The following is a 21,700-nucleotide window of genomic DNA, read 5'->3' on the forward strand; positions in this document are numbered from 1 at the left end:
GCGTCCTAACTGGTGAGCCCGGCTGATCGGAACTAGATTTCACACAGCGCCAGTCCGGCACGAATGTCTCACCTGAAAATGGATGGAGTCGGCTATGAAAAGCAGGTTGCTACGGGTTTTATTGCTGTTGAAAGTGATGGTCATGCTGTCCCTCGGCACCGCAACGGCCTGGGCCGAGTGCGAGGATCACGATTCTCAGGCGTTCAACGGGCAGGTCGGGCACAGCGGCTTGATGCTCGCCAAATCGGAGTCCGAGCCAGGCGATCAGGGGCAGGGTGGCAGCGCCGATGACGACGACTCGACCACCGACGAGCCGGACACTGACGATCCGGATGACGAAGGCGACAGCCAGACGTAAATCGCAGGCAAAAGAAAACCCCTTCTGACTCGACTGATGCGCAGTCGAGGTGGAAGGAGTTTGCTCAGTACTTTATTCCGGAATAAACGCGATTTCTGTAGGAGCTGCGGCACGCTGCGATCTTTTGATCTTGATTGTGGAAATCAAAAGATCGCAGCGTGCCGCAGCTCCTACAAGTTTTACATTTACCTCAGAAATACTTACGCCGCGCCGTCGAGGAACTGCTCGGCGTAGTGGCAAGCCACCTGCCGGTTGTCCAGCGGACGCAACAACGGCTCTTCCGTGCTGCAACGCTCAATCGCATACGGGCAGCGCTTGTGGAACGCGCAGCCTGGCGGCGGATTGAGCGGGTTGGGCAGTTCACCGACGATCTTGATTTTCGGCTTGTTCGGGTCCGGGTGAATGGTCGGGGTTGCCGACAGCAGCGCCTGGGTGTACGGGTGCAATGGACGCTCGTAGATGTCGTTCTTCGGACCCATTTCCACCGGGCGCCCGAGGTACATCACCATCACGTCATCGGCCACGTGCTGCACCACCGCGAGGTTGTGCGAGATGAACACGTACGCGGTGTTGAACTCCTGCTGCAGATCCATGAACAGGTTGAGCACCTGCGCCTGAATCGACACGTCGAGCGCCGAGGTCGGTTCGTCTGCCACCAGCACTTTCGGCTGCAACATCATTGCCCGTGCCAGCGCGATACGCTGACGCTGACCACCCGAGAACATGTGCGGATAGCGCTGATAGTGCTCAGGACGCAAGCCGACCTGCTTCATCATCGCCTGGACTTTCTCGCGACGTTCAGCAGCGGAAAGATTGGTGTTGATCAGCAGCGGTTCGCCGAGCTGGTCACCGACTTTCTGCCGTGGGTTCAACGACGCGTACGGGCTCTGAAACACCATCTGCACGTCTTTGCGCAGTTGCTTGCGCTGGGCCTTGTCGGCGCCGGCGACTTCCTGGCCGGCGATTTTCAACGAGCCAGACGACGGGTCTTCAATCAATGTCAAAGCGCGGGCGAGGGTGGATTTGCCGCAGCCCGACTCGCCAACAACGGCGAGGGTCTTGCCGGCTTCCAGTTCGAACGACACGCCGTTGAGTGCGCGTACGGTCGCATGGCCCTTGAACAGGCCACGGGAGACTTCGTAGTGACGGGTCAGGTCGCGGGCGGTAAGTACGACGGCCATTACGCCACCTCCTGGTTCAACGGGTAGAAGCAGCGGGCGAGGCTGTGGGCTTTCGGATCAAGGCCTGGACGCTGCGCGCGGCAGCTGTCTTGCACGTACGGGCAGCGCGGCGACAGCAGGCAGCCTTGCGGACGGTCGTAACGACCCGGGACGATGCCCGGCAGGGTGGCCAGACGAGTCGCGCCGAGGCTGTGCTCGGGAATCGCCTTGAGCAATGCTTCGCTGTACGGGTGTGCCGGGATGTCGAACAGTTGCGGCACTTGGCCGACTTCAACGGCTTGGCCGGCGTACATCACGCAGACGCGCTGAGCGGTTTCCGCCACAACCGCGAGGTCGTGAGTGATCAGCACCAGGCCCATGTTCTGTTCTTTCTGCAACGCCAGCAGCAGATCCATGATCTGTGCCTGAATCGTCACGTCCAGAGCCGTGGTCGGTTCGTCGGCGATCAGCAGTTTCGGCTCGCCGGCAATCGCCATGGCAATTGCAACACGCTGGCTCATACCGCCGGACAGTTGATGCGGGTAGGCATCCATACGGCTGGCGGCGCCGGGGATTTCGACTTTTTCCAGCAGCTCGATCGCACGCTTGCGCGCTTGCTTGCCGGACATTTTCAGGTGCAGGCGCAGCACTTCTTCGATCTGGAAACCGACGGTGTAGCTCGGGTTCAACGCGGTCATCGGGTCCTGAAAGACCATCGACAGGTCTTTGCCGACGATCTGCCGACGCTGGCGGTTGCTCAGTTTGAGCATGTCTTTGCCGTCGAAGCTGAGCGAGTCAGCGGTAACGATGCCGGGATGCTCGATCAGGCCCATCAGCGCCATCATGGTCACGGATTTACCCGAACCCGACTCGCCCACGATGGCCAGCACTTCGCCTTTGTCGACTTTCAGGTCGAGGCCATCGACCACCGGCGTAGCGGTTTTGTCGCCGAAGCGAACGTTGAGATTCTTGATTTCTAGCAGTGACATGGGAATCTCCTCAGGCGGCGTTCTTGAGTTTCGGGTCGAGCGCATCGCGCAGACCGTCGCCCATCAAGTTGATTGCCAGCACGCTGAGCAAAATGGTCAAACCAGGCAGACTTACCACCCACCAGGCGCGTTCGATGTAGTCGCGAGCCGAGGCCAGCATGGTGCCCCACTCAGGGGTTGGCGGTTGTACGCCAAGGCCGAGGAAGCCCAGCGCAGCGGCATCGAGAATCGCCGAGGAGAAGCTCAGGGTCGCCTGCACGATCAGCGGCGCCATGCAGTTCGGCAGCACGGTGATGAACATCAGACGTGGCAGACCGGCACCGGCCAGGCGCGCGGCGGTCACGTAGTCGCGGTTCAGTTCGCCCATCACGGCGGCACGGGTCAGCCGCACGTACGACGGCAACGAAACCACGGCGATAGCGATCACGGTGTTGATCAGGCCAGGGCCGAGGATGGCGACAATCGCCACAGCCAGCAGCAACGACGGCAGGGCCAGCATGATGTCCATCAGACGCATGATGGTCGGGCCGATCATCTTCGGGAAGAAACCGGCGAACAGACCGAGCAGGATCCCCGGAATCAGCGACATCACCACCGACGACAAACCGATCAGCAGCGACAGGCGCGAACCCTGGATCAGGCGCGACAGCAAGTCACGACCCAGTTCATCGGTGCCGAGCAGGAATTGCATCTGCCCGCCTTCCAGCCACGCCGGCGGCGTCAGCAGGAAGTCGCGGTATTGCTCGCTCGGGTTGTGCGGAGCGACCCACGGCGCGAACAGCGCGCAGAAAACCACCAGCAACATGAACAGCAGACCGGCAACCGCGCCTTTGTTCTTCGAGAAGGCTTGCCAGAATTCTTTGTACGGAGACGGGTACAGCAGGCTTTGATCCGCGTTGGTGGCGGACGTCGCTACTGAGGAAGTTGGAGTGCTCATTGAATTGGACCTCAGCGCTGATGACGGATGCGTGGGTTGGCAAAGCCGTAGAGGATGTCCACTACGAAGTTGACCAGAATCACCAGGCAGGCGATTAACAGGATGCCGTTTTGCACAACCGGGTAGTCCCGGGCGCCGATGGCTTCGATCAGCCATTTACCGATGCCGGGCCAGGAGAAAATGGTTTCGGTCAGAACCGCGCCGGCCAGCAATGTGCCGACTTGCAGACCGACCACGGTGAGTACCGGAATCAATGCGTTACGCAGACCGTGAACGAACACCACGCGCGACGGCGACAGGCCTTTGGCCTTGGCGGTGCGGATGTAGTCTTCGCGCAGCACTTCGAGCATCGACGAGCGAGTCATCCGCGCGATCACCGCCAGCGGAATGGTGCCGAGCACGATGGCCGGCAGAATCAAGTGATGCAGGGCATCAAGGAACGCGCCCATGTCATCGGCCAGCAGCGTGTCGATCAGCATGAAACCGGTGCGCGGCTCGATGTCGTAAAGCAGGTCGATGCGCCCGGAAACCGGGGTCCAGCCCAGGCTCACCGAGAAGAACATGATGAGGATCAGGCCCCACCAGAAAATCGGCATCGAATACCCCGCGAGGGAGATGCCCATCACCCCGTGGTCGAACAGGGATCCTCGCTTGAGTGCCGCAATCACCCCGGCCAGAAGCCCGAGAATGCCGGCGAACAGCAGGGCGGCCATGGACAGTTCCAGGGTCGCCGGGAAGAGAGAGGTGAACTCGGTCCAGACGCTTTCACGCGTACGCAGTGATTCGCCGAGATCGCCTTGAGCCAGTTTGCCGATGTAGTCCAGATACTGGGCATACAGTGGCTTGTTCAGACCTAGGCGTTCCATTGCCTGAGCGTGCATTTCGGGGTCGACCCGACGTTCGCCCATCATCACTTCCACGGGGTCGCCCGGAATCATGCGAATCAACGCGAAAGTCAGCAAGGTGATGCCGAAAAACGTGGGGATCAACAACCCCAGTCGGCGGGCAATAAAACTAAACATCTTGTGTGGTACCTCATCAGCCGGTTAGGCGTGCCCGGCGTCCCTGGGGTCAGGGACACCGGGAGTTTCTTATCTACTTCACCTGGGTAGTGGCGAAGTTATTAGTGGTGAGAGGGCTGATGTGATAGCCCTCTACGTTGTTGCGCATTGCGGTAAACATCCTGGTGTGGGCCATGCTGATCCATGGCTGATCCTGATTAAACAGCACTTGCGCCTGTTCGTAGAGTGCGGCGCGTTCGGCCGGATCTACTTTAGCCCGTGCTTCATCCAGGAGTGCCTGGAATTTTTCGTTGCACCAGCGTGCATAGTTCTCGCCGTTCTTGGCCGCTTCACAACTGAGCATAGGCGTCAGGAAGTTATCCGGGTCGCCGTTGTCGCCCGCCCATCCGGCAGACACCATGTCGTGCTCACCGTTCTTGGCGCGCTTGAGCATTTCGCCCCATTCCATCACGCGGATGTCGATCTTGATCCCGACTTTCGCCAGGTCAGCCTGCATCATTTGTGCGCCCAGCATCGGGTTCGGGTTGGTCGGGCCGCCGCCGTTGCGGGTAAACAGAGTAAACACGGTGCCATCCGGAACCCCGGCTTCCTTGAGCAGGGCGCGAGCCTTGTCGAGGTCACGTGGCGGATTCTTCAGGTCATGGTTGTAACCGAGCAAGGTCGGCGGGTACGGGTTGACCGCCACCGAGGCGTTGCCTTTGCCGAACAGCGCGTTGACGTAGGCTGCCTTGTCGAAGGCGATATCGATGGCCTTACGTACGCGCACGTCGCTCATGTATTTGTGCTGGGTATTCATGGCGATGTACGAGACGGTCATCGCGTCCAGTTCGTCGACTTTCAGGTTGCTGTCTTTCTTGATGCTCGGGATGTCATCCGGTTTCGGATACAGCGCGATCTGGCACTCGTTGGCCTTGAGCTTTTGCAGGCGCACGTTGTTATCGGTGGCGATGGCCAGGATCAACGCGTCAGCCGGTGGCTTGCCACGGAAATAGTCCGGGTTGGCCTTGAAGCGTACCTGAGCGTCTTTTGCGTAACGCTGGAAGATGAACGGGCCGGTGCCGACTGGCTTGTTGTTGAGGTCGCCGGTCTTGTTGGCCTTGAGCAACTGGTCGGCGTATTCGGCCGGGTAGATCGAGGAGAACGCCATCGCGATATCGGCCAGGAACGGCGCTTCGCGGCGGGTCAGGGTGAACTTGACGGTGTTGTCGTCGACTTTTTCTACGCTTTTGAGCAGCTCCTTGAAGCCCATGCTCTCAAAGTACGGGAAGCCCACGCTCGACAGTTTGTGCCACGGGTGATTCGGGTCCAGCTGACGCTGGAAGCTCCAGACCACGTCGTCGGCGTTCATGTCGCGGGTCGGCTTGAAGTATTCGGTGGTGTGAAACTTGACGCCTTTGCGCAGGTGGAACGTGTACGTCAGGCCGTCTTCGCTGATGTCCCAGGACTCGGCGAGCGCCGGGATCACTTCAGTGGTGCCGGGCTTGAAATCGGCCAGGCGATTGAAGATGGTTTCGGCCACTGCATCGGCCGTGACTGCAGTTGTGTACTGGACCATATCGAAGCCTTCCGGACTGGCTTCGGTGCAGACCACCAAGGGTTTGGCCGAGACGCCGACAGCGACACTCAGCAACGCAGCCGCGATGGCCGCACGTAGGGGAAGCATTTTCATCGATAACCCTCTGCAATCGGTTGAAGACAAAAAGCCGAACGGCCGACTCGTCATGAGTCAGCCGTCGGCTGGCGTTTTTTACAGGATGTTGAATGGAATCGTGGTCACGAGACGGAACTCGTTGATGCTGCCGTCAGCCTGGTTTTCGCTGGCGCGGTGGGTGGTGTAGGTGCCACGAATGGTGGTCGCCTTGAGCGGGCCGCTTTGTACGGCATAGGTCGCACCGACGCCGTATTCATAATGGTGCTCGCCGTCCATCGCTTGCACGCCGTCGTAGCCGCCACCCTTGTAGTGAGTGCCGTCGATGCCCCAGCCGCGCGCTTGGTAGATATTGAACTTCAGGCCCGGTACGCCGTATTCGGCCATGTTGATGCCGTAGGAAATCTGGAAGGATTTCTCGTTCGGGCCGTTGAAGTCCGAGAGCAGGGAGTTGGCCAGGTAGATGCCGTTGGTTTCGTGCAGGTAGTCGAAGTACTCGTTACCGTTCACTTCCTGATACGAGAAGGTCAGGGTGTGGGCCAGGTGAGTCAGGCCGAACGACAGCGAGTAGGTGTCGTTGTCGATCTCGCCCAGCAGCTTTTTGCCTTCGTCGACAGTCTTGTAGTAGTTCAGGCCGGTGGTCAGGCTCAGCACGGAGCTATCACCCAGTACGTGGGTGGCGCCGAAGTAATACTGGTTCCACAGGTCTTCAGCCTGAGTGCCCCACAGGCTGGTGGTCAGGCTGGCGAACGGCTGGTACGAGATACCGGCGGTGTTCACGTGGTCGGCTTCAGCGTCGATGCTGCCGTATTCGGAGCGGAATTTGCTGAGGCTTTCTTCGGTACGTGGCGAGACGCGGTCGAAAGTGGCCAGGTCGAAGGACAGATTGTTCAGTTCTTCGCTGTGGATCGCGATCCCTTCGAAGCTCGATGGCAGCGGACGGTTGCCGATCACATCGACTTGCGGGCTGCTGAAGTTCATGCGGCCGGCGGTCAGGGTGGTGTTGGAGATACGCGCCTTGACGTTAGCCAGACCCAGTTTGCTCCATTGACCGACAGCGTCACCGCCTTCACGGGTCAGGGTACGGTTGTTGCCCGCGCCCGGACGGGTGCCCGGTGCGCCGCCGTTGTTGGAAGCGAGGTTCTCGCGATCACGCTCCAGCGCGATGGCGTTGTACGCAGCCACTTCGGTGCTGAAGCCGACAGTACCTTCGGTGAAGCCCGAGTTGTACTTGATGATCGTGCCTTGCACCCAGTTGATACGGCGGTCGGTTTCCGCCGATTGGCCGTTCTTGCGGTAAGCGAACTTGCCGCCACGCTTGAGTTGCTCGTTGGCGTACCAGTTACGGGTCGAACCGCTGATCGATTGACCTTCGAGGAAGCCAGTGGCTTCCGCTTGGGCACTTTTCTCGTTGACGGTCACCGGGGTGAACGCCTGACTTTGGTTTTCTGCGTACGCCGTGGCGGTGACGCTGCTGATGGCCAGGGCCAGTATCGCGGTGCTGCTCAGTTTCATGGGTGAAGCTCCTTTACTTTCTTTTTATGCCGGCTTTTTTTGATATGCCGGTTATTGGTTTAGAACTCATTCACACATCGCAAACGTTTGCAAAAGGCCGTTTTGGCGAATTTCGGCAAAGCGCTTGCGTGAGGGGATAGACAGCTCCCCTCAGCGTTGCGGCTAATCGGTTGGTTTAATCGATACTGACACCCGAGAACACGTTGCGGCCGAACGGGCTGACTTTGAACCCTTCAACCTTGGTGTTTAACGGTTGGTTGACCGTCGAGTGAGCGACAGGCGTGATCGGCACTTGCTGTTTAAGCAATTGCTGGGCCTGTTTATAGAGCACGGTGCGCTGGTCGCGGTCGGTGACGACCTTGGCCTCTTTGATCAGCTTGTCGTAAGCCGGATCGCACCACATGGAGTAGTTGTTGCCGCCGATGGCATCGCAGCTGTACAGCGTGCCGAGCCAGTTGTCCGGGTCCCCATTGTCACCGGTCCAGCCGATCAGGCTGATGTCGTGTTCACCATTTTTGGTGCGCTTGATGTACTCGCCCCATTCGTAGCTGACGATCTTCACTTTCAGACCGATCTTGGCCCAGTCGGCCTGGAGCATTTCGGCCATCAGCTTGGCGTTCGGGTTGTACGGGCGCTGCACCGGCATCGCCCACAAAGTGATTTCGGTGCCTTCCTTGACGCCGGCAGCCTTGAGCAGCTCTTTGGCTTTTTCCGGGTTGTAGGCGGCGTCCTTGATGGTGTCGTCGTAGGACCACTGGGTCGGCGGCATGGCGTTGACCGCCAGTTGGCCGGCGCCTTGATAAACGGCGTTGAGAATCCCTTGTTTATTCACCGCCATGTCCAGCGCCTGACGCACTTCGAGCTGGTCGAATGGCTTGTGGCGCACGTTGTAGGCGATGTAGCCGAGGTTGAAACCAGGCTTGGTGATCAGTTGCAGTTTCGGATCATTCTTCAACGCTTCAACATCGGCCGGGCGCGGGTGCAGGGTGATCTGGCACTCATTGGCCTTGAGTTTCTGCACGCGCACTGAGGCGTCGGTGTTGATCGCGAAAATCAGGTTGTCGAGTTTGACCCGGCTCGGGTCCCAGTATTGTTTATTACCGGTGTAACGGATGTTCGAATCTTTCTGATAACTCTTGAACACGAACGGGCCGGTGCCGATCGGCTTCTGATTGATGTCGCTCGGCTTGCCTTCGGCCAGCAGTTTGTCGGCGTATTCGGCGGACAGGATGGCGGCGAAGCTCATGGCGATGTTCTGAATAAACGCGGCGTCGACGCTGTTTAGCGTGAATTCAACAGTCAACGGCCCGGTCTTTTCGACCTTGGCGATGTTCTTGTTCAGGCTCATCCCGTTGAAGTACGGGAACTCGGTCGGATAAGCCTTTCGGAAAGGCTGCTGTGCATCAAGCATGCGGGTAAACGTGAAAACCACGTCATCGGCGTTGAAATCGCGGCTTGGCTTGAAGTACGGCGTTGTATGAAATTTCACACCTTCACGCAGGTGAAAAGTGTACTTGAGACCATCCTCGGAAATGTCCCACGTGGTGGCCAGACCCGGTACGACATTGGTCGCGCCTTTTTCGAACTCGACCAGACGGTTGTAGATCGGTTCGGCGGCGTCGTTATCGGTCGCTGTCGTGTATTGCGCGGTATCGAAACCCGCCGGGCTGCCTTCGGAGCAGAACACCAGGCTTTTGCTGGCGGCGAAACTCGCGGACGAAGCGGCCAACAGGCCGGCGCCCAGCAATGCGGAAAAAACCAAGGTATGGCGCATGACGCTCCCTCTTTTTTAGTGTTGTTCAATGCGCCGCGATCTCATCCAGAGAAGGGGCGGCGCATTGATCTCAATCCAGTACGCAGGCAAACCGGGGGCCCACGCAGAAACTGGTCAGAACCGACGGTAGTGGCCGTTGGTCTGGCAGTAAATGCGTAATTGCCTTAAACATCGTAGGAAAAGTCGACGCGTCCTATTCCTCAGCAGTAATCCGCTGCGGAACTGGATGTAAGAAAATTCCTAACTTCCCGGCAGGAAAAACGGCGGCAACGTTCAAAACGTTGCCGCTGCAGTGCCTTATTTGCTGACGCTGACGCCGTAGAAGGAGTTCAAGCCGAATGGGCTGATCTTGAAATCCTGCACGTTGGCGCGCATGGGTTGGTACACCGTCGAGTGAGCGATAGGTGTCATAGGGACTGCATCTTTGAGGACGTGTTGTGCCTCTTTGTACAGTTCGGTGCGCTTACCTTGGTCGGTTGTGCGCTTGGCTTCTTTGACGAGGCCGTCGAACTTCTTGTCGCACCACTTGGAGAAGTTGTTGCCGCTGAGCGAGTCGCAGCCGAACAGCACGTTCAGCCAGTTGTCCGGGTCACCGTTATCACCGCTCCAGCCAATGATCATGGCCTGGTTCTCGCCACCTTTGGAGCGCTTGATGTACTCGCCCCACTCGTAGCTGGTGATTTTCACTTTCAAGCCGATCTTGGCCCAGTCGGACTGGAGCATTTCGGCCATCAGTTTGGCGTTCGGGTTGTACGGGCGCTGAACCGGCATCGCCCACAGCACGATTTCGGTACCTTCCTTGACGCCGGCTTCCTTGAGCAGCTGTTTGGCTTTCTCAGGATCGTACTTGGCGTCTTTGATAGTGGTGTCGTAAGACCACTGGGTCGGTGGCATGGCGTTAACGGCCAGTTGGCCCGCGCCCTGGTAAACCGAGTCGATGATCTGTGGCTTGTTCACAGCCATGTCCAGCGCCTGACGGACGCGCAGGTCAGCCAGCGGGTTAGCCTCGTTGCTGCCCTTGACCTTGTCCATCACGTTGTAGGCGATGTAGCCGAGGTTGAAGCCAGCCTGGTCAGGCATCTTCAGGGCTTTGTCTTCTTTCAGTGCCTTCAGATCTGCCGGACGCGGGAACAGGGTGACCTGGCACTCGTTCTTTTTCAGCTTCTGAATACGCACCGACGGGTCGGTGGTGATGGCGAAGATCAGGTTGTCGATCTTCACGTCTTCAGGCTTCCAGTAATCCTTGTTGCCGGTGTAGCGGATATTGGAGTCTTTCTGGTAGCTCTTGAACACGAACGGGCCAGTGCCGATCGGCTTCTGGTTGATGTCGGCAGCCTTGCCGTCCTTGAGCAGCTGGGCCGCGTACTCGGCGGACTGTACCGACGCGAAGCTCATGGCCATGTTCTGGATGAACGCGGCGTCAACTTCTTTCAGGGTGAACTTGACGGTGTGGTCGTCGACTTTATCGATCTTGGTGATGTTGGTGTCCATCCCCATGTCGGTGAAGTACGGGAATTCGGTCGGGTACGCCTTACGGAACGGGTCATCCTTGTTAATCATGCGATTAAAGGTGAACAGCACGTCGTCGGCGTTGAACTCACGAGTCGGCTTGAAATACGGGGTGGTGTGGAACTTGACGCCTTCACGCAGGTGGAAGGTGTAAGTCAGGCCATCATCGGAAATGTCCCACTTGGTCGCCAGGCCAGGAATCACGGCGGTGCCGCCGCGCTCGAACTGGGTCAGACGGTTGAACATGGTTTCGGCTGAGGCGTCGAAGTCGGTTCCGGTGGTGTACTGGCCTGGGTCGAAACCGGCCGGGCTGCCTTCGGAGCAGAACACCAGGTTAGTCGCAGCGGATGCGAAAGGTGCGGAGGCTAACAAGCCTGCGCCGACTAAAAACGGAATGACCGCGTGTTTAAGCATGTTGGCCTCATGATTTGTTGTCATTTTTTAGTTGTGAGGTACGACCTCGTGAGTCGTGCCTGCGGATACTTATGCAGGGGCCATACCCATTGCAAGATCCAGAGTGACTGCCGGCCTCAAAGCGTGGCACGAACGTACCTTAATGTCGCATCTGTATAACTTCTGACGCATTTGACCGTTTGCGAGTGGTTTTTACGGTGCAAATGAAGCCCCAAAACGGTGCGCTGGTCACGTTGTGCGCGCCGCCTTGGGGCTCGGTGTTACTTATTTATACCCACGCCATAGAAGGGGGTTAGACCGAAAGGGCTGATACGGAAATCAGTGACTTCCTTGCGCAGCGGCTGGAACACCGTGGAGTTGGCAATCGGTGTAATCGGCACTTGCTGTTTAAGGATCAGTTGCGCCTGTTGATACAGTTTTACCCGTTGCTGTTTGTCAGTGGACAGCTTGGCCTGTTGCACCAGGTTGTCGTAGGCCGGATCGCACCATTTGGCGTAGTTGCTGCCTTTTACCGCTGCGCAGCTGTACAGCACGCCGAGCCAGTTGTCCGGGTCACCGTTGTCACCGGTCCAACCGTAAATCATGGCGTCGTGTTCGCCATTTTTCGCCCGTTTGATGTACTCGCCCCATTCATAGCTGACGATGTTGGCCTTGATGCCGACCTTTTCCCAATCCTGATGAATCATCTGCGCCGACATGCGCGCATTCGGGTTGGAGGCGCGTTGCACTGTCATTGCCCAAAGGTTGATGGTTGTACCCGGCGCAACCCCTGCTTCTTTCAGTAGCACCTTGGCTTTTACCGGATCGTAGGGAGCGTCCTTGATGTTCGGGTCATAGGACCATTGCGCCGGCGGCAGGGCGTTTTGCGCCAACTGTCCGGCGCTCTGGTAAACGGCTTTGATGATCGCCGGTTTGTCGATGGCCATGTCCAGTGCCTGACGCACTTTGAGCTGGTCGAGTGGCGCGTGGGTGGTGTTGTAGGCGAGGAAGCCAAGGTTGAAACCGGCCTGTTTGAGCACGCGCAGGTTCGGGTCTTTCTCCATCACTTCGATGTCGGCGGGGCGTGGGTAGCCGCTGACTTGGCATTCGCCGGCCTTGAGTTTTTGCAGGCGCACGGCAGCGTCCGGGGTGATCGAGAAAATCAGGTTGTCGATCTTCACGTCCTCGGGTTTCCAGTAGGCCGTGTTGGCGACGTAGCGGATCTGCGAGTCCTTTTGGTAGCGCTTGAACACGAACGGGCCGGTGCCGATGGGCTTTTGGTTGAGGTCGGCGGCTTTGCCCTCCTTTAACAGTTGCGCGGCGTATTCGGCCGATTGCACCGATGCGAAGCTCATGGCGAGGTTTTGTACGAACGCGGCGTCGACGTTGTTGAGGTTGAAGCGCACGGTCTGGTCGTCGAGTTTTTCCACTGATTTGATCGTGGTGTTCAGGCCCATGTCGGTGAAGTACGGGGATTCGGCGGGGTAGGCCTTGCGGAAGGCGTTGTCCGGGTCGAGCAGGCGCTGGAAGGTGAATACGACGTCGTCGGCGTTGAAGTCGCGGGTGGGTTTGAAGTAGTCGGTGGTGTGGAATTTTACGTTTTGGCGCAGGTGGAAGGTGTATTGCAGGCCGTCCGGGGAGACGTCCCATTTTGTCGCCAGGCCGGGTTCGATGTCGGTTCCGCCGCGTTTGAATTGGGTGAGGCGGTTGAAGACGGTTTCGGCGGAGGCGTCGAAGTCGGTGCCGCTGGTGTATTGGCTGGGGTCGAAGCCTGCGGGGCTGGCTTCGGAGCAGTAGACCAGGGTGGTGGCGGCGTTGGCGATTGGGGTTATGGCTGTCAGGGCGAGGGAGATCAAGAGCGGTTTCATGGTGGATCTTGGCATGGGGTCCCCGGGGAATCGGCGGTGGTTGTTGGTTGAGGTTAGCGGGGATTTGGGGATGTTCGGAAATATCGTTTTTTCTGTTGGAGTGTCTATCTCGGTATATGTGGGTGCTTTTGTAGGGGGGCATATCCGTTGCTGCGGTAACGGCGGCTTAGGGTTTCGCCCTTACGGCGACTCACTTTTTTTCAAACGCCAAAAAAAGTAAGCAAAAAACGCTCGCTCCTACGTGCGGCCCGCTCGCTGGGGCTCGGGGTTCCTTCGCTGCGGGATCGATCCGCTCAGCCTTCCGATGTCGCCCGTGGATCAAGATCAAGAGCTGCAGCCGAGCTTGCGCTCATCCTGCGAGTGGTGCGGCTGCGCCGCGGGCTTGATGTAGGAGCTGCCGAAGGGGCGGGGTGTTTAAAAGGGTTTTTAAATGGGTGAACCTTCCCACAAGGTTTTCAGGTTGTCCGTCGGACGCGGGCTCTCTAGGCTCTGGGTGTCGCTGAATGTTCAGTGATCGGGTGTGAGAACCTGGGAAAAATTAGTGATTCGGTCCCTGTATCCGCATAATTGCCGCCAGCTTATTCGCTGTCTGCAAATGCGCTATGGCGGCTGTGTGTGGGCAGGCTTCGGTCTGGCCGGTTTTCCTATTTTTCCGGTTTCTCACCCCGCACATAGCTGCCACCCCTCTTCGCCGCGTGAGAAACGGCAAGGGCTGGCTCCCATTTGCAAAATAGGGTTTCCAATGACTAAGCCAGTTCCCGATCCACCCCTCGAATCCACAACCCCGCTCGAAGACGCCATCCGCGCCGACGATCAGATCAAGAACCGCGAAGCGATCAAGCGCGCGCTGGATTTCTACCTCAGCCCCGAACCGTGTAAACCGCGATCCCCCTCCGCGATGTTTCTTGTTCACCCGAACATCGACACGGAAAGTCTGCTCGCGCATGCCTGCGAATCGCTGGCTTCGGCGAATGTCATGGCGGGTGATTTCGCTGATCAGCTCAGTCGCCCGCAGCGCAGCACGGCGTTGGCGATTCAGCAGATTGTGATGCTGGCGGAGTTGGCGGTGAACCGGGCGCTGGATCGGGTTGATCCACAGACCTGATTGGTCGGGTACCGCGTTATCGTTCATCGCGGGCAAGCCCGCTCCCACAGGGTTATATGCAATTTTCAAAACACCGCAGAACCTGTGGGATGCTGGCTTGCCAGCGATGGCGGCAGATCATTCACCCCAAAATTCGGGCACAAAAAAACCGGCGACCATTCACTGATCGCCGGTCTTTCATTCAGCCCACATCAAATCACTGCATCAACACTTCAATCGAGCCATCAGCGGTCATGCTCACCTGGCTGGTGCCGGCTTCTACTTCAGGTGTCACCGGTGCCGAGTCCATCGCTGCCGCTTTCATCATCATCGGTGCGCGCAGGTACGGTTGTGGGTAGCCGTTGCTGTTGAGGTTCAGGTTGACGATTTTGTAGCCTTTGCCGCCCAGTGCATCGGTGGCCAGTTGGGCGCGGGCCTTGAAGGCGCTCACGGCTTCTTTGAGCAACTGATCTTCGCTGGTTTTGCGGGTCGGGTCGGCGATGGCGAAGTCCATGCCACCCATTTTCAGGTCGCCGAGCAGTTCGCCGGTGAGTTTGGACAGGGCGGCGAAGTCGGAGCTTTCCAGGCGCAGCTCGGCGCGTTCACGCCAGCCGGTGATCTTCTGGCCTTTGGTGTCGTAGATCGGGTAGCTGTTGCGGCTGCCTTGGCGCAGGGTGATGTCTTTGACTTGCTTGGCCTGGGCCAACGCCTTGTTCATGGTGGTGCTAACGTCGGCGGCGAGTTTGCCCGGGTCGGTGTTTTGCTCTTCGGTGTAGAGGGTGACGATCATCAGATCGCGGGCGACTTCCTGGCTAACTTCGGCGCGCAGGGAAATCTGGTTGTAGTGCAGCTCATCGGCGGCCAGGGCCGGAAGGCTGGCGATGCTGCCGACGGTCAGGGCGAGAAGAGCGGCGCTGCGGCGAAAGGTGTGCATGAAGGCTCCTTGAATAGGGCGCAGGTGATGGTTCGGGGGCCTGCGTGAAACCATCAGACTCTATAAAGCAGCGTCAAGTTGCAAGCGTCGAGCTGCAAGCTAAAAGCTTTTACTTGTAGCTTGTAGCTGGAAACTTGCAGCTTCCGGGCTGTGGTCGTTTGCCGCACTTTCGCCTCTAGGGCGCGTGGCTTGGTTATACTCCGTGCGATCCGCCTGGAGCGCTCATCAGGAGAGCTCATGCTCGCCCCCGTACAACTGACTTCCGCCACTCGCCAGAACCTCTGGCGGCTGACTTTCATCCGCACGCTGGTGCTTGCCGCGCAGGCCGGCTCCGTAGGCCTGGCTTATTGGCTGCAACTGTTGCCGTTGCCGTGGGTGCAACTGGCGATGACCCTCGGCTGCTCGACGCTGCTCTGCGTGTTCACCGCCGTGCGTTTGCGCACCTCGTGGCCGGTGACCGAACTTGAGTATGCGCTGCAACTGGCCTGCGACCTGGTGATTCACAGTGCGCTACTGTATTTCTCCGGCGGTTCGACCAACCCGTTCGTTTCTTATTATCTGGTGCCCTTGACCATCGCGGCGGTGACGTTGCCGTGGCGTTATTCGGTGATCCTGTCCGGTATCGCGCTGGCGCTGTACACGGTGATGCTGACGCGCTTCTACCCGCTGGAAACCTTGCCGGTCGCCCGCGAAAACCTGCAGATCTACGGCATGTGGCTGAGCTTTGCCCTGGCCGCTGCGGTGATCACATTCTTCGCCGCACGCATGGCTGAAGAGCTGCGCCGTCAGGAAGAATTGCGCGCGATCCGCCGCGAAGAAGGTCTGCGCGATCAGCAATTGCTGGCCGTCGCCACCCAAGCCGCCGGTGCCGCCCATGAACTGGGTACACCGCTGGCGACCATGAGCGTGCTGCTCAAGGAAATGCAGCAGGATCATCCCGACCCGATGCTGCAGGACGATCTGAAGGTGCTGCAGGATCAGGTCAAACTGTGCAAAGAGACTTTGCAGCAACTGGTTCGCGCCGCCGAGGCCAATCGTCGCCTGGCTGTCGAGATGCAGGACGTCACCGACTGGCTCGACGAAGCACTCAACCGCTGGCACCTGATGCGCCCGGAAGCCAGCTATCGCTTCCATCGCCTCGGCCAAGGCACCGTGCCGCGCATGGCGCCGCCGCCGGATCTGACGCAGGCACTGTTGAATCTGCTCAACAACGCTGCCGATGCCTGCCCGGAAAACCTCCAGGTCACGCTCGACTGGGATGCGGAAACCCTGACCATCAGCATTCGTGACCACGGCGCCGGTGTGCCGCTGGCCATCGCCGAGCAGATCGGCAAACCGTTTTTTACCACCAAGGGCAAAGGTTTCGGCCTGGGCCTGTTTTTGAGCAAGGCCAGCGTGACACGCGCCGGCGGCTCAGTGAAACTCTATAGTCATGAGGAAGGCGGCACGCTCACCGAGCTGCGCCTGCCCCATGGCGCCCGAGGAGACCAACATGAGTGACGAAATCCAAGTCGAAGGCGAAGAACTGCCGCATTTGCTGCTGGTCGACGACGACGCAACGTTCACCCGCGTCATGGCCCGTGCCATGGCCCGTCGTGGCTTTCGCGTCAGCACCGCCGGCTCCGCCGAAGAAGGCCTGACCATCGCCCAGGCCGATCTGCCGGACTACGCCGCGCTCGACCTGAAAATGGACGGCGACTCCGGTCTGGTCTTGCTGCCCAAGCTGCTGGAGCTGGATCCGGAAATGCGCGTAGTGATCCTCACCGGTTACTCGAGCATTGCCACCGCTGTCGAAGCGATCAAGCGCGGCGCCTGCAACTACCTGTGCAAACCGGCCGACGCCGACGATGTGCTGGCCGCGTTGCTGTCCGAGCACGCCGACCTCGACAGTCTGGTGCCGGAAAACCCGATGTCGGTCGATCGCCTGCAGTGGGAACACATTCAGCGCGTGCTCACTGAACACGAAGGCAACATCTCCGCCACTGCCCGCGCCTTGGGCATGCACCGCCGCACCCTGCAGCGCAAACTGCAGAAGCGCCCGGTTCGTCGCTGAACCTGCGCTGAACGACTATCGGCAGCCCTCGCGATAAAACGCACCGATCTACTATGATCGGTGCGTGTCTGTTCTTTTCTATATCGAGCCTTATCCATGAATCAGAACGCTGAATATTCCGCGGTCAACGATGCTGTGCGCGGGCAGTTTTTTCGCAAGGTGTGGGCGATGACCACGCCCTACTGGCGCAGCGAAGAGAAGGGCAAGGCCTGGACATTGCTGATTGCCGTGATCGCGCTGTCGCTGTTCAGCGTGGCGATTTCGGTTTGGATCAACAGTTGGTACAAAGACTTCTACAACGCGTTGCAGAAGAAAGACGAGGCGGCGTTCTGGCAGTTGATCCTGTATTTCTGCGGCATCGCCACGGTGGCGATCCTCGGTGCGGTGTATCGCTTGTACCTGACGCAGATGCTGACCATCCGCTGGCGGGCGTGGCTGACCGAGAACCACTTCAAGCGCTGGCTCGGCAACAAAAACTACTATCAGCTGGAGCAGGGCGGTTACACCGATAACCCTGACCAGCGGATTTCCGAAGACCTCAACACCTTTACCGCCAACACCCTGAGCCTGGGTCTTGGGCTGATCCGCACGGTGGTCAGTCTGGTGTCGTTCTCGATCATTCTGTGGGGCGTGTCGGGCAGTATCGAAGTATTCGGCATCGAGATTCCCGGCTACATGTTCTGGTGTGCGCTGATTTATGCCGCTGTCGGTAGCTGGCTGACCCACCTGATCGGTCGGCGTTTGATCGGCCTGAACAACCAACAACAACGTTTCGAAGCTGACCTGCGTTTCTCCATGGTCCGCGTGCGTGAGAACGCCGAAAGCATTGCGCTGTACAACGGCGAGCCGAACGAAAATCGCCGCTTGAGCAATCGTTTCGGGCTGGTCTGGCACAACTTCTGGGACATCATGCGCGTGTCCAAGCGCCTGACGTTCTTCACCTCCGGTTACGGCCAGATCGCAATCATCTTCCCGTTCATTGTTGCGGCGCCGCGTTATCTGGCGGGCAAGATCGAACTGGGCGAGCTGATGCAAATCAACTCGGCGTTCGGCAACGTGCAGGAAAACTTCAGCTGGTTCATCAGCGCGTATTCGGACCTCGCGGCGTGGCGCGCCACCTGTGATCGTCTGCTCAGTTTCCGCCAGGCGATGACCGATAACGAAGAGCGCACGCCGGCCATCGACGTGCAGAATCAGGGCAACGCGTTGAAGGTGCACAACCTCGGACTGGATCTGGCCGACGGTCGTCATCTGTTGACCAATGCCGACATGACCGTCGAGCCGGGTGATCGTGTCATGCTCAGTGGTCGTTCCGGCAGTGGCAAGTCAACCCTGCTGCGGGCGATGGGGCATTTGTGGCCGGCGGGCCACGGCAACATTCGTCTGCCAGCGGCGCGTTACCTGTTCCTGCCGCAGAAACCTTATCTGCCGATCGGCACCCTGCGCGAGGCGCTGAGTTATCCACAACCGGGCGACACCTACGCGCCGGAACGTTATGCACAAGTGCTGGAAACCTGCCGCCTGCCGCATCTGGTCGCGCGGCTTGACGAGGCCAATCACTGGCAGCGCATGCTCTCGCCGGGTGAGCAGCAACGACTGGCCTTCGCCCGCGCAATGCTTTATGCGCCGCAGTGGTTGTATATGGACGAAGCCACGTCGGCGATGGATGAGGAAGACGAAGCGACCTTGTATCAAGCGCTGATTGATCAGTTGCCTGGGCTGAGCATTGTCAGCGTCGGCCATCGCAGCAGCTTGAAACGCTTTCATCCACGGCATGTACGGATCGACAGCGGTCATCTGGTGGAGCAAACCGTAACCGCCTGATCAGCACCATCCCATGTGGGAGCTGGCTTGCCAGCGATGGCGTTGGTTCAGTCGACATTTTCATCGACTGGTATGGCCTCATCGCTGGCAAGCCAGCTCCCACAGGTTTTGTATGGAAATGGAAAGTGATCGTACAACCCGCTTGAGCTATCATGCCCACAAGCCGAATTTTCGAGACAAGATGCAGACCATGGAAAACCTGATCGACACCCCGCGTCTCCCGCGCAAGCGCCGCAGCCTGGCCCAGGAACTGGTGACGGTGCTAAGCGAGCAGATCCGCGACGGCTTGCTCAAGCGCGGCGACAAGCTGCCGACCGAGTCGGCGATCATGGAAGCTCATGGCGTTAGCCGCACCGTCGTGCGCGAGGCGATCTCCCGTTTGCAGGCTGCCGGCCAGGTGGAAACTCGCCACGGCATCGGCACCTTCGTTCTCGACACGCCGAGCCCGAGCGGTTTCCGCATCGACCCGGCCACCGTCGTTACCCTGCGTGACGTGCTGGCGATTCTCGAATTGCGCATCAGCCTTGAAGTGGAATCCGCCGGTCTCGCCGCGCAACGTCGCAGCCCCGAGCAACTGGCAACCATGCGTGCTGCCCTCGATGCGCTGAACGACAGCGTTTCCCATGCCAGTGATGCAGTCGCATCGGACTTCGCCTTCCACCTGGAAATCGCGCTGTCCACCGGCAACCGTTATTTCACCGACATCATGACCCACCTGGGCACCAGCATCATTCCGCGTACACGGCTGAATTCCGCGCGACTGGCCCATGATGATCAGCAGCACTACATGAACCGCCTGAGCCGCGAGCACGAAGAAATCTACGAAGCGATTGCCCGTCAGGATTCCGATGCGGCCCGCGCGGCGATGCGTCTGCATCTGACCAACAGCCGCGAACGACTGCGCCATGCCCATGAAGAGGCGCAGGCGCAGGGGTGATGAGCGTTTTATAGGTTGGCGCACCGCTTCGACGAACGGTGTTAGCCAATATCAGGCTTCGATTTGCAGCCGCAACGGCGCCGAATACGGCTCCATGCTCGACTCATCCTGAAACTTGTAGCGCAGTTCGATGGTTGTATTCAGGAAGGGCAGGAGTGCTTCTTTCGGAATCTGCAGCTCAATGCCCGTGAGTTTTTCCATCTCGTCTTCAGCGTCATCCCATGTCCCGGTGTCGACTTCTTCACCTATCCAATCGGGTTGCTCGGGGTCGTTGCCAAGAATCGGGTAAACGCTCCAGTTCGGCGCAAAGTCGCTGGAGTCCGGAACACGCACGATCAGGATTTCGGGCAGGAGCGATAACTGCAGGGTGGTTTGCTCAGGGTGGAGTGATGACAGTTGCGCGAGGGTAGGGGCGGCGTAATTCATCAACATTTCATTCTCCTTCGAAAGGTCCGCCACGATCCTTCGTGGCAGTCGTCACACCTTACCCGGCGTTTCGCAGGCGCTCAGTAAACGAATCTTGACCAGACATTTCCGCGATTCAGCCCAGTCATTACGGGCCTTTGCGCATATCCCTCGTGCGTTTTAAACACAATTGTCCGACAAAAAAACACCTTCAACGATGAAATGCAGTTGACGGTTATCTTTTAAGTTGTACGATGACCTACAACTTCAGCGAAGGCTGAACGGACCAATCACAAAAACGTTGCTACCAGGGTGTTCGAATAATGAATCCACAAGAACTGAAGTCCATCCTCTCTGCCGGCCTGCTGTCCTTCCCGGTGACCGATTTCAACGCGCAGGGCGATTTCAACCGCGCGGGCTACATCAAACGCCTGGAATGGCTGGCTCCGTATGGCGCTTCAGCCTTGTTCGCCGCCGGTGGCACGGGTGAGTTCTTCTCCCTGGCCGCCAGCGAATACTCGGAAATCATCAAGACTGCCGTCGACACCTGTGAAACCAGCGTGCCGATTCTGGCCGGTGTCGGCGGTTCGACCCGTCAGGCCATCGAATACGCACAAGAAGCCGAGCGTCTGGGCGCCAAAGGTCTGTTGCTGCTGCCGCACTACCTGACCGAAGCGAGCCAGGACGGTGTTGCCGCTCACGTTGAAGCCGTGTGTAAATCGGTCAACATCGGCGTGGTCGTTTACAACCGCAACGTTTGCCGCCTCAACGCGCCGCTGCTGGAGCGTCTGGCCGAGCGCTGCCCGAACCTGATCGGTTACAAGGACGGTCTGGGCGATATCGAGTTGATGGTGTCGATCCGTCGCCGCCTCGGTGATCGCTTCAGCTACCTGGGTGGTCTGCCGACCGCCGAAGTCTACGCCGCTGCCTACAAGGCGCTGGGCGTGCCGGTTTACTCCTCGGCGGTGTTCAACTTCATCCCGAAAACCGCGATGGACTTCTACCACGCGATCGCTCGCGAAGATCACGCCACCGTCGGCAAGATCATCGACGACTTCTTCCTGCCGTACCTGGATATCCGTAACCGCAAGGCCGGTTATGCCGTGAGCATCGTCAAGGCAGGCGCAAAAATCGCCGGCTACGACGCGGGTCCTGTACGTGCACCGCTGACCGATCTGACTGGCGAAGAGTACGAAATGCTCGCCGCGCTGATCGACAAGCAAGGTGCGCAGTAACACCCGACAAAAACGCGGCCGCTGAGTAATCAGCGGCTTTTTGCGTAAAGGCTTT

18 protein-coding genes are annotated in these 21,700 nt (G+C 58.8%); 7 read left to right on the top strand and 11 right to left on the bottom strand.

Going from position 1 to position 21,700, the window contains the following annotated elements:
- The first annotated feature begins 94 nt into the window (after window positions 1-94).
- The gene (locus AC3Y64_RS04030; RefSeq protein ID WP_064387907.1) at window positions 95-358 is read left to right on the top strand and encodes a hypothetical protein; all 264 of its coding nucleotides are present in this window, start codon (window positions 95-97) and stop codon (window positions 356-358) included.
- Window positions 359-558: 200 nt separating this feature from the next.
- On the opposite strand, the gene AC3Y64_RS04035 is transcribed toward AC3Y64_RS04030, so the two are convergent.
- The 9 genes from AC3Y64_RS04035 to AC3Y64_RS04075 all read right to left on the bottom strand — a co-directional run bounded on the left by AC3Y64_RS04035 (window position 559) and on the right by AC3Y64_RS04075 (window position 13,188).
- A complete protein-coding gene (locus AC3Y64_RS04035; RefSeq protein ID WP_489986525.1) occupies window positions 559-1,539 on the bottom strand; it encodes a peptide ABC transporter ATP-binding protein in 981 nt (326 codons plus the stop codon).
- Entirely contained in the window at window positions 1,539-2,507 is a 969-nt protein-coding gene (locus tag AC3Y64_RS04040; protein WP_160055829.1) for an ABC transporter ATP-binding protein, read from the bottom strand. Before AC3Y64_RS04040 ends, AC3Y64_RS04035 begins: the two co-directional genes overlap by 1 nt.
- A gap of 10 nt (window positions 2,508-2,517) precedes the next feature.
- Entirely contained in the window at window positions 2,518-3,444 is a 927-nt protein-coding gene (locus tag AC3Y64_RS04045) for an ABC transporter permease subunit (protein ID WP_122595180.1), read from the bottom strand.
- Window positions 3,445-3,455: 11 nt separating this feature from the next.
- Window positions 3,456-4,466, bottom strand: coding sequence for an ABC transporter permease subunit (locus AC3Y64_RS04050; protein ID WP_042557626.1), 1,011 nt, complete (start codon window positions 4,464-4,466; stop codon window positions 3,456-3,458).
- A 73-nt stretch (window positions 4,467-4,539) separates the two neighbouring features.
- Window positions 4,540-6,135 carry an ABC transporter substrate-binding protein gene (locus AC3Y64_RS04055; protein ID WP_489986526.1) on the bottom strand — a complete coding sequence of 532 codons (1,596 nt, stop codon included), beginning with the start codon at window positions 6,133-6,135 and terminating at the stop codon, window positions 4,540-4,542.
- A 78-nt stretch (window positions 6,136-6,213) separates the two neighbouring features.
- Window positions 6,214-7,629, bottom strand: coding sequence for an OprD family porin (locus tag AC3Y64_RS04060; RefSeq protein WP_489986527.1), 1,416 nt, complete (start codon window positions 7,627-7,629; stop codon window positions 6,214-6,216).
- Between the two features lie 175 nt (window positions 7,630-7,804).
- A complete protein-coding gene (locus AC3Y64_RS04065; protein ID WP_489986528.1) occupies window positions 7,805-9,403 on the bottom strand; it encodes an ABC transporter substrate-binding protein in 1,599 nt (532 codons plus the stop codon).
- Between the two features lie 297 nt (window positions 9,404-9,700).
- Window positions 9,701-11,326, bottom strand: a complete 1,626-nt coding sequence (locus tag AC3Y64_RS04070) for an ABC transporter substrate-binding protein (protein ID WP_489986529.1) — start codon at window positions 11,324-11,326, stop codon at window positions 9,701-9,703.
- A gap of 260 nt (window positions 11,327-11,586) precedes the next feature.
- Window positions 11,587-13,188 (bottom strand): ABC transporter substrate-binding protein, encoded by a 1,602-nt coding sequence (locus AC3Y64_RS04075; RefSeq protein ID WP_489986530.1) that lies wholly within the window; start codon window positions 13,186-13,188, stop codon window positions 11,587-11,589.
- Between the two features lie 727 nt (window positions 13,189-13,915).
- On the opposite strand from AC3Y64_RS04075, the gene AC3Y64_RS04080 reads away from it, so the two are divergent.
- Window positions 13,916-14,278 carry a DUF6124 family protein gene (locus AC3Y64_RS04080; protein WP_489986531.1) on the top strand — a complete coding sequence of 121 codons (363 nt, stop codon included), beginning with the start codon at window positions 13,916-13,918 and terminating at the stop codon, window positions 14,276-14,278.
- Between the two features lie 196 nt (window positions 14,279-14,474).
- On the opposite strand, the gene AC3Y64_RS04085 is transcribed toward AC3Y64_RS04080, so the two are convergent.
- Window positions 14,475-15,191 carry an SIMPL domain-containing protein gene (locus AC3Y64_RS04085; protein ID WP_489986532.1) on the bottom strand — a complete coding sequence of 239 codons (717 nt, stop codon included), beginning with the start codon at window positions 15,189-15,191 and terminating at the stop codon, window positions 14,475-14,477.
- 237 nt (window positions 15,192-15,428) lie between these two features.
- Here AC3Y64_RS04085 and AC3Y64_RS04090 point away from each other — a divergent pair, with 237 nt between their 5' ends.
- From AC3Y64_RS04090 to AC3Y64_RS04105, 4 genes are all read left to right on the top strand, one after another.
- Window positions 15,429-16,691 carry an ATP-binding protein gene (locus AC3Y64_RS04090; protein WP_489986533.1) on the top strand — a complete coding sequence of 421 codons (1,263 nt, stop codon included), beginning with the start codon at window positions 15,429-15,431 and terminating at the stop codon, window positions 16,689-16,691.
- A complete protein-coding gene (locus tag AC3Y64_RS04095) occupies window positions 16,684-17,244 on the top strand; it encodes a response regulator transcription factor (RefSeq protein WP_003221630.1) in 561 nt (186 codons plus the stop codon). Before AC3Y64_RS04090 ends, AC3Y64_RS04095 begins: the two co-directional genes overlap by 8 nt.
- A 96-nt stretch (window positions 17,245-17,340) precedes the next feature.
- Window positions 17,341-19,068 (top strand): ABC transporter ATP-binding protein/permease, encoded by a 1,728-nt coding sequence (locus tag AC3Y64_RS04100; protein WP_489986534.1) that lies wholly within the window; start codon window positions 17,341-17,343, stop codon window positions 19,066-19,068.
- A 190-nt stretch (window positions 19,069-19,258) separates the two neighbouring features.
- Window positions 19,259-20,005, top strand: a complete 747-nt coding sequence (locus tag AC3Y64_RS04105; protein ID WP_178113736.1) for a FadR/GntR family transcriptional regulator — start codon at window positions 19,259-19,261, stop codon at window positions 20,003-20,005.
- A gap of 51 nt (window positions 20,006-20,056) precedes the next feature.
- Here AC3Y64_RS04105 and AC3Y64_RS04110 read toward each other — a convergent pair whose 3' ends face one another.
- Window positions 20,057-20,437: a hypothetical protein gene (locus tag AC3Y64_RS04110; protein ID WP_489986535.1), complete on the bottom strand. Its 381-nt coding sequence runs from the start codon at window positions 20,435-20,437 to the stop codon at window positions 20,057-20,059.
- A gap of 296 nt (window positions 20,438-20,733) precedes the next feature.
- Between AC3Y64_RS04110 and kdgD the strand changes: the two genes are divergently transcribed.
- Window positions 20,734-21,645, top strand: a complete 912-nt coding sequence (gene kdgD / locus AC3Y64_RS04115; RefSeq protein ID WP_093435890.1) for a 5-dehydro-4-deoxyglucarate dehydratase — start codon at window positions 20,734-20,736, stop codon at window positions 21,643-21,645.
- The last annotated feature ends 55 nt before the right edge of the window (window positions 21,646-21,700 follow it).

This window comes from Pseudomonas sp. 4CAES_32.4 (assembly GCF_058136335.1).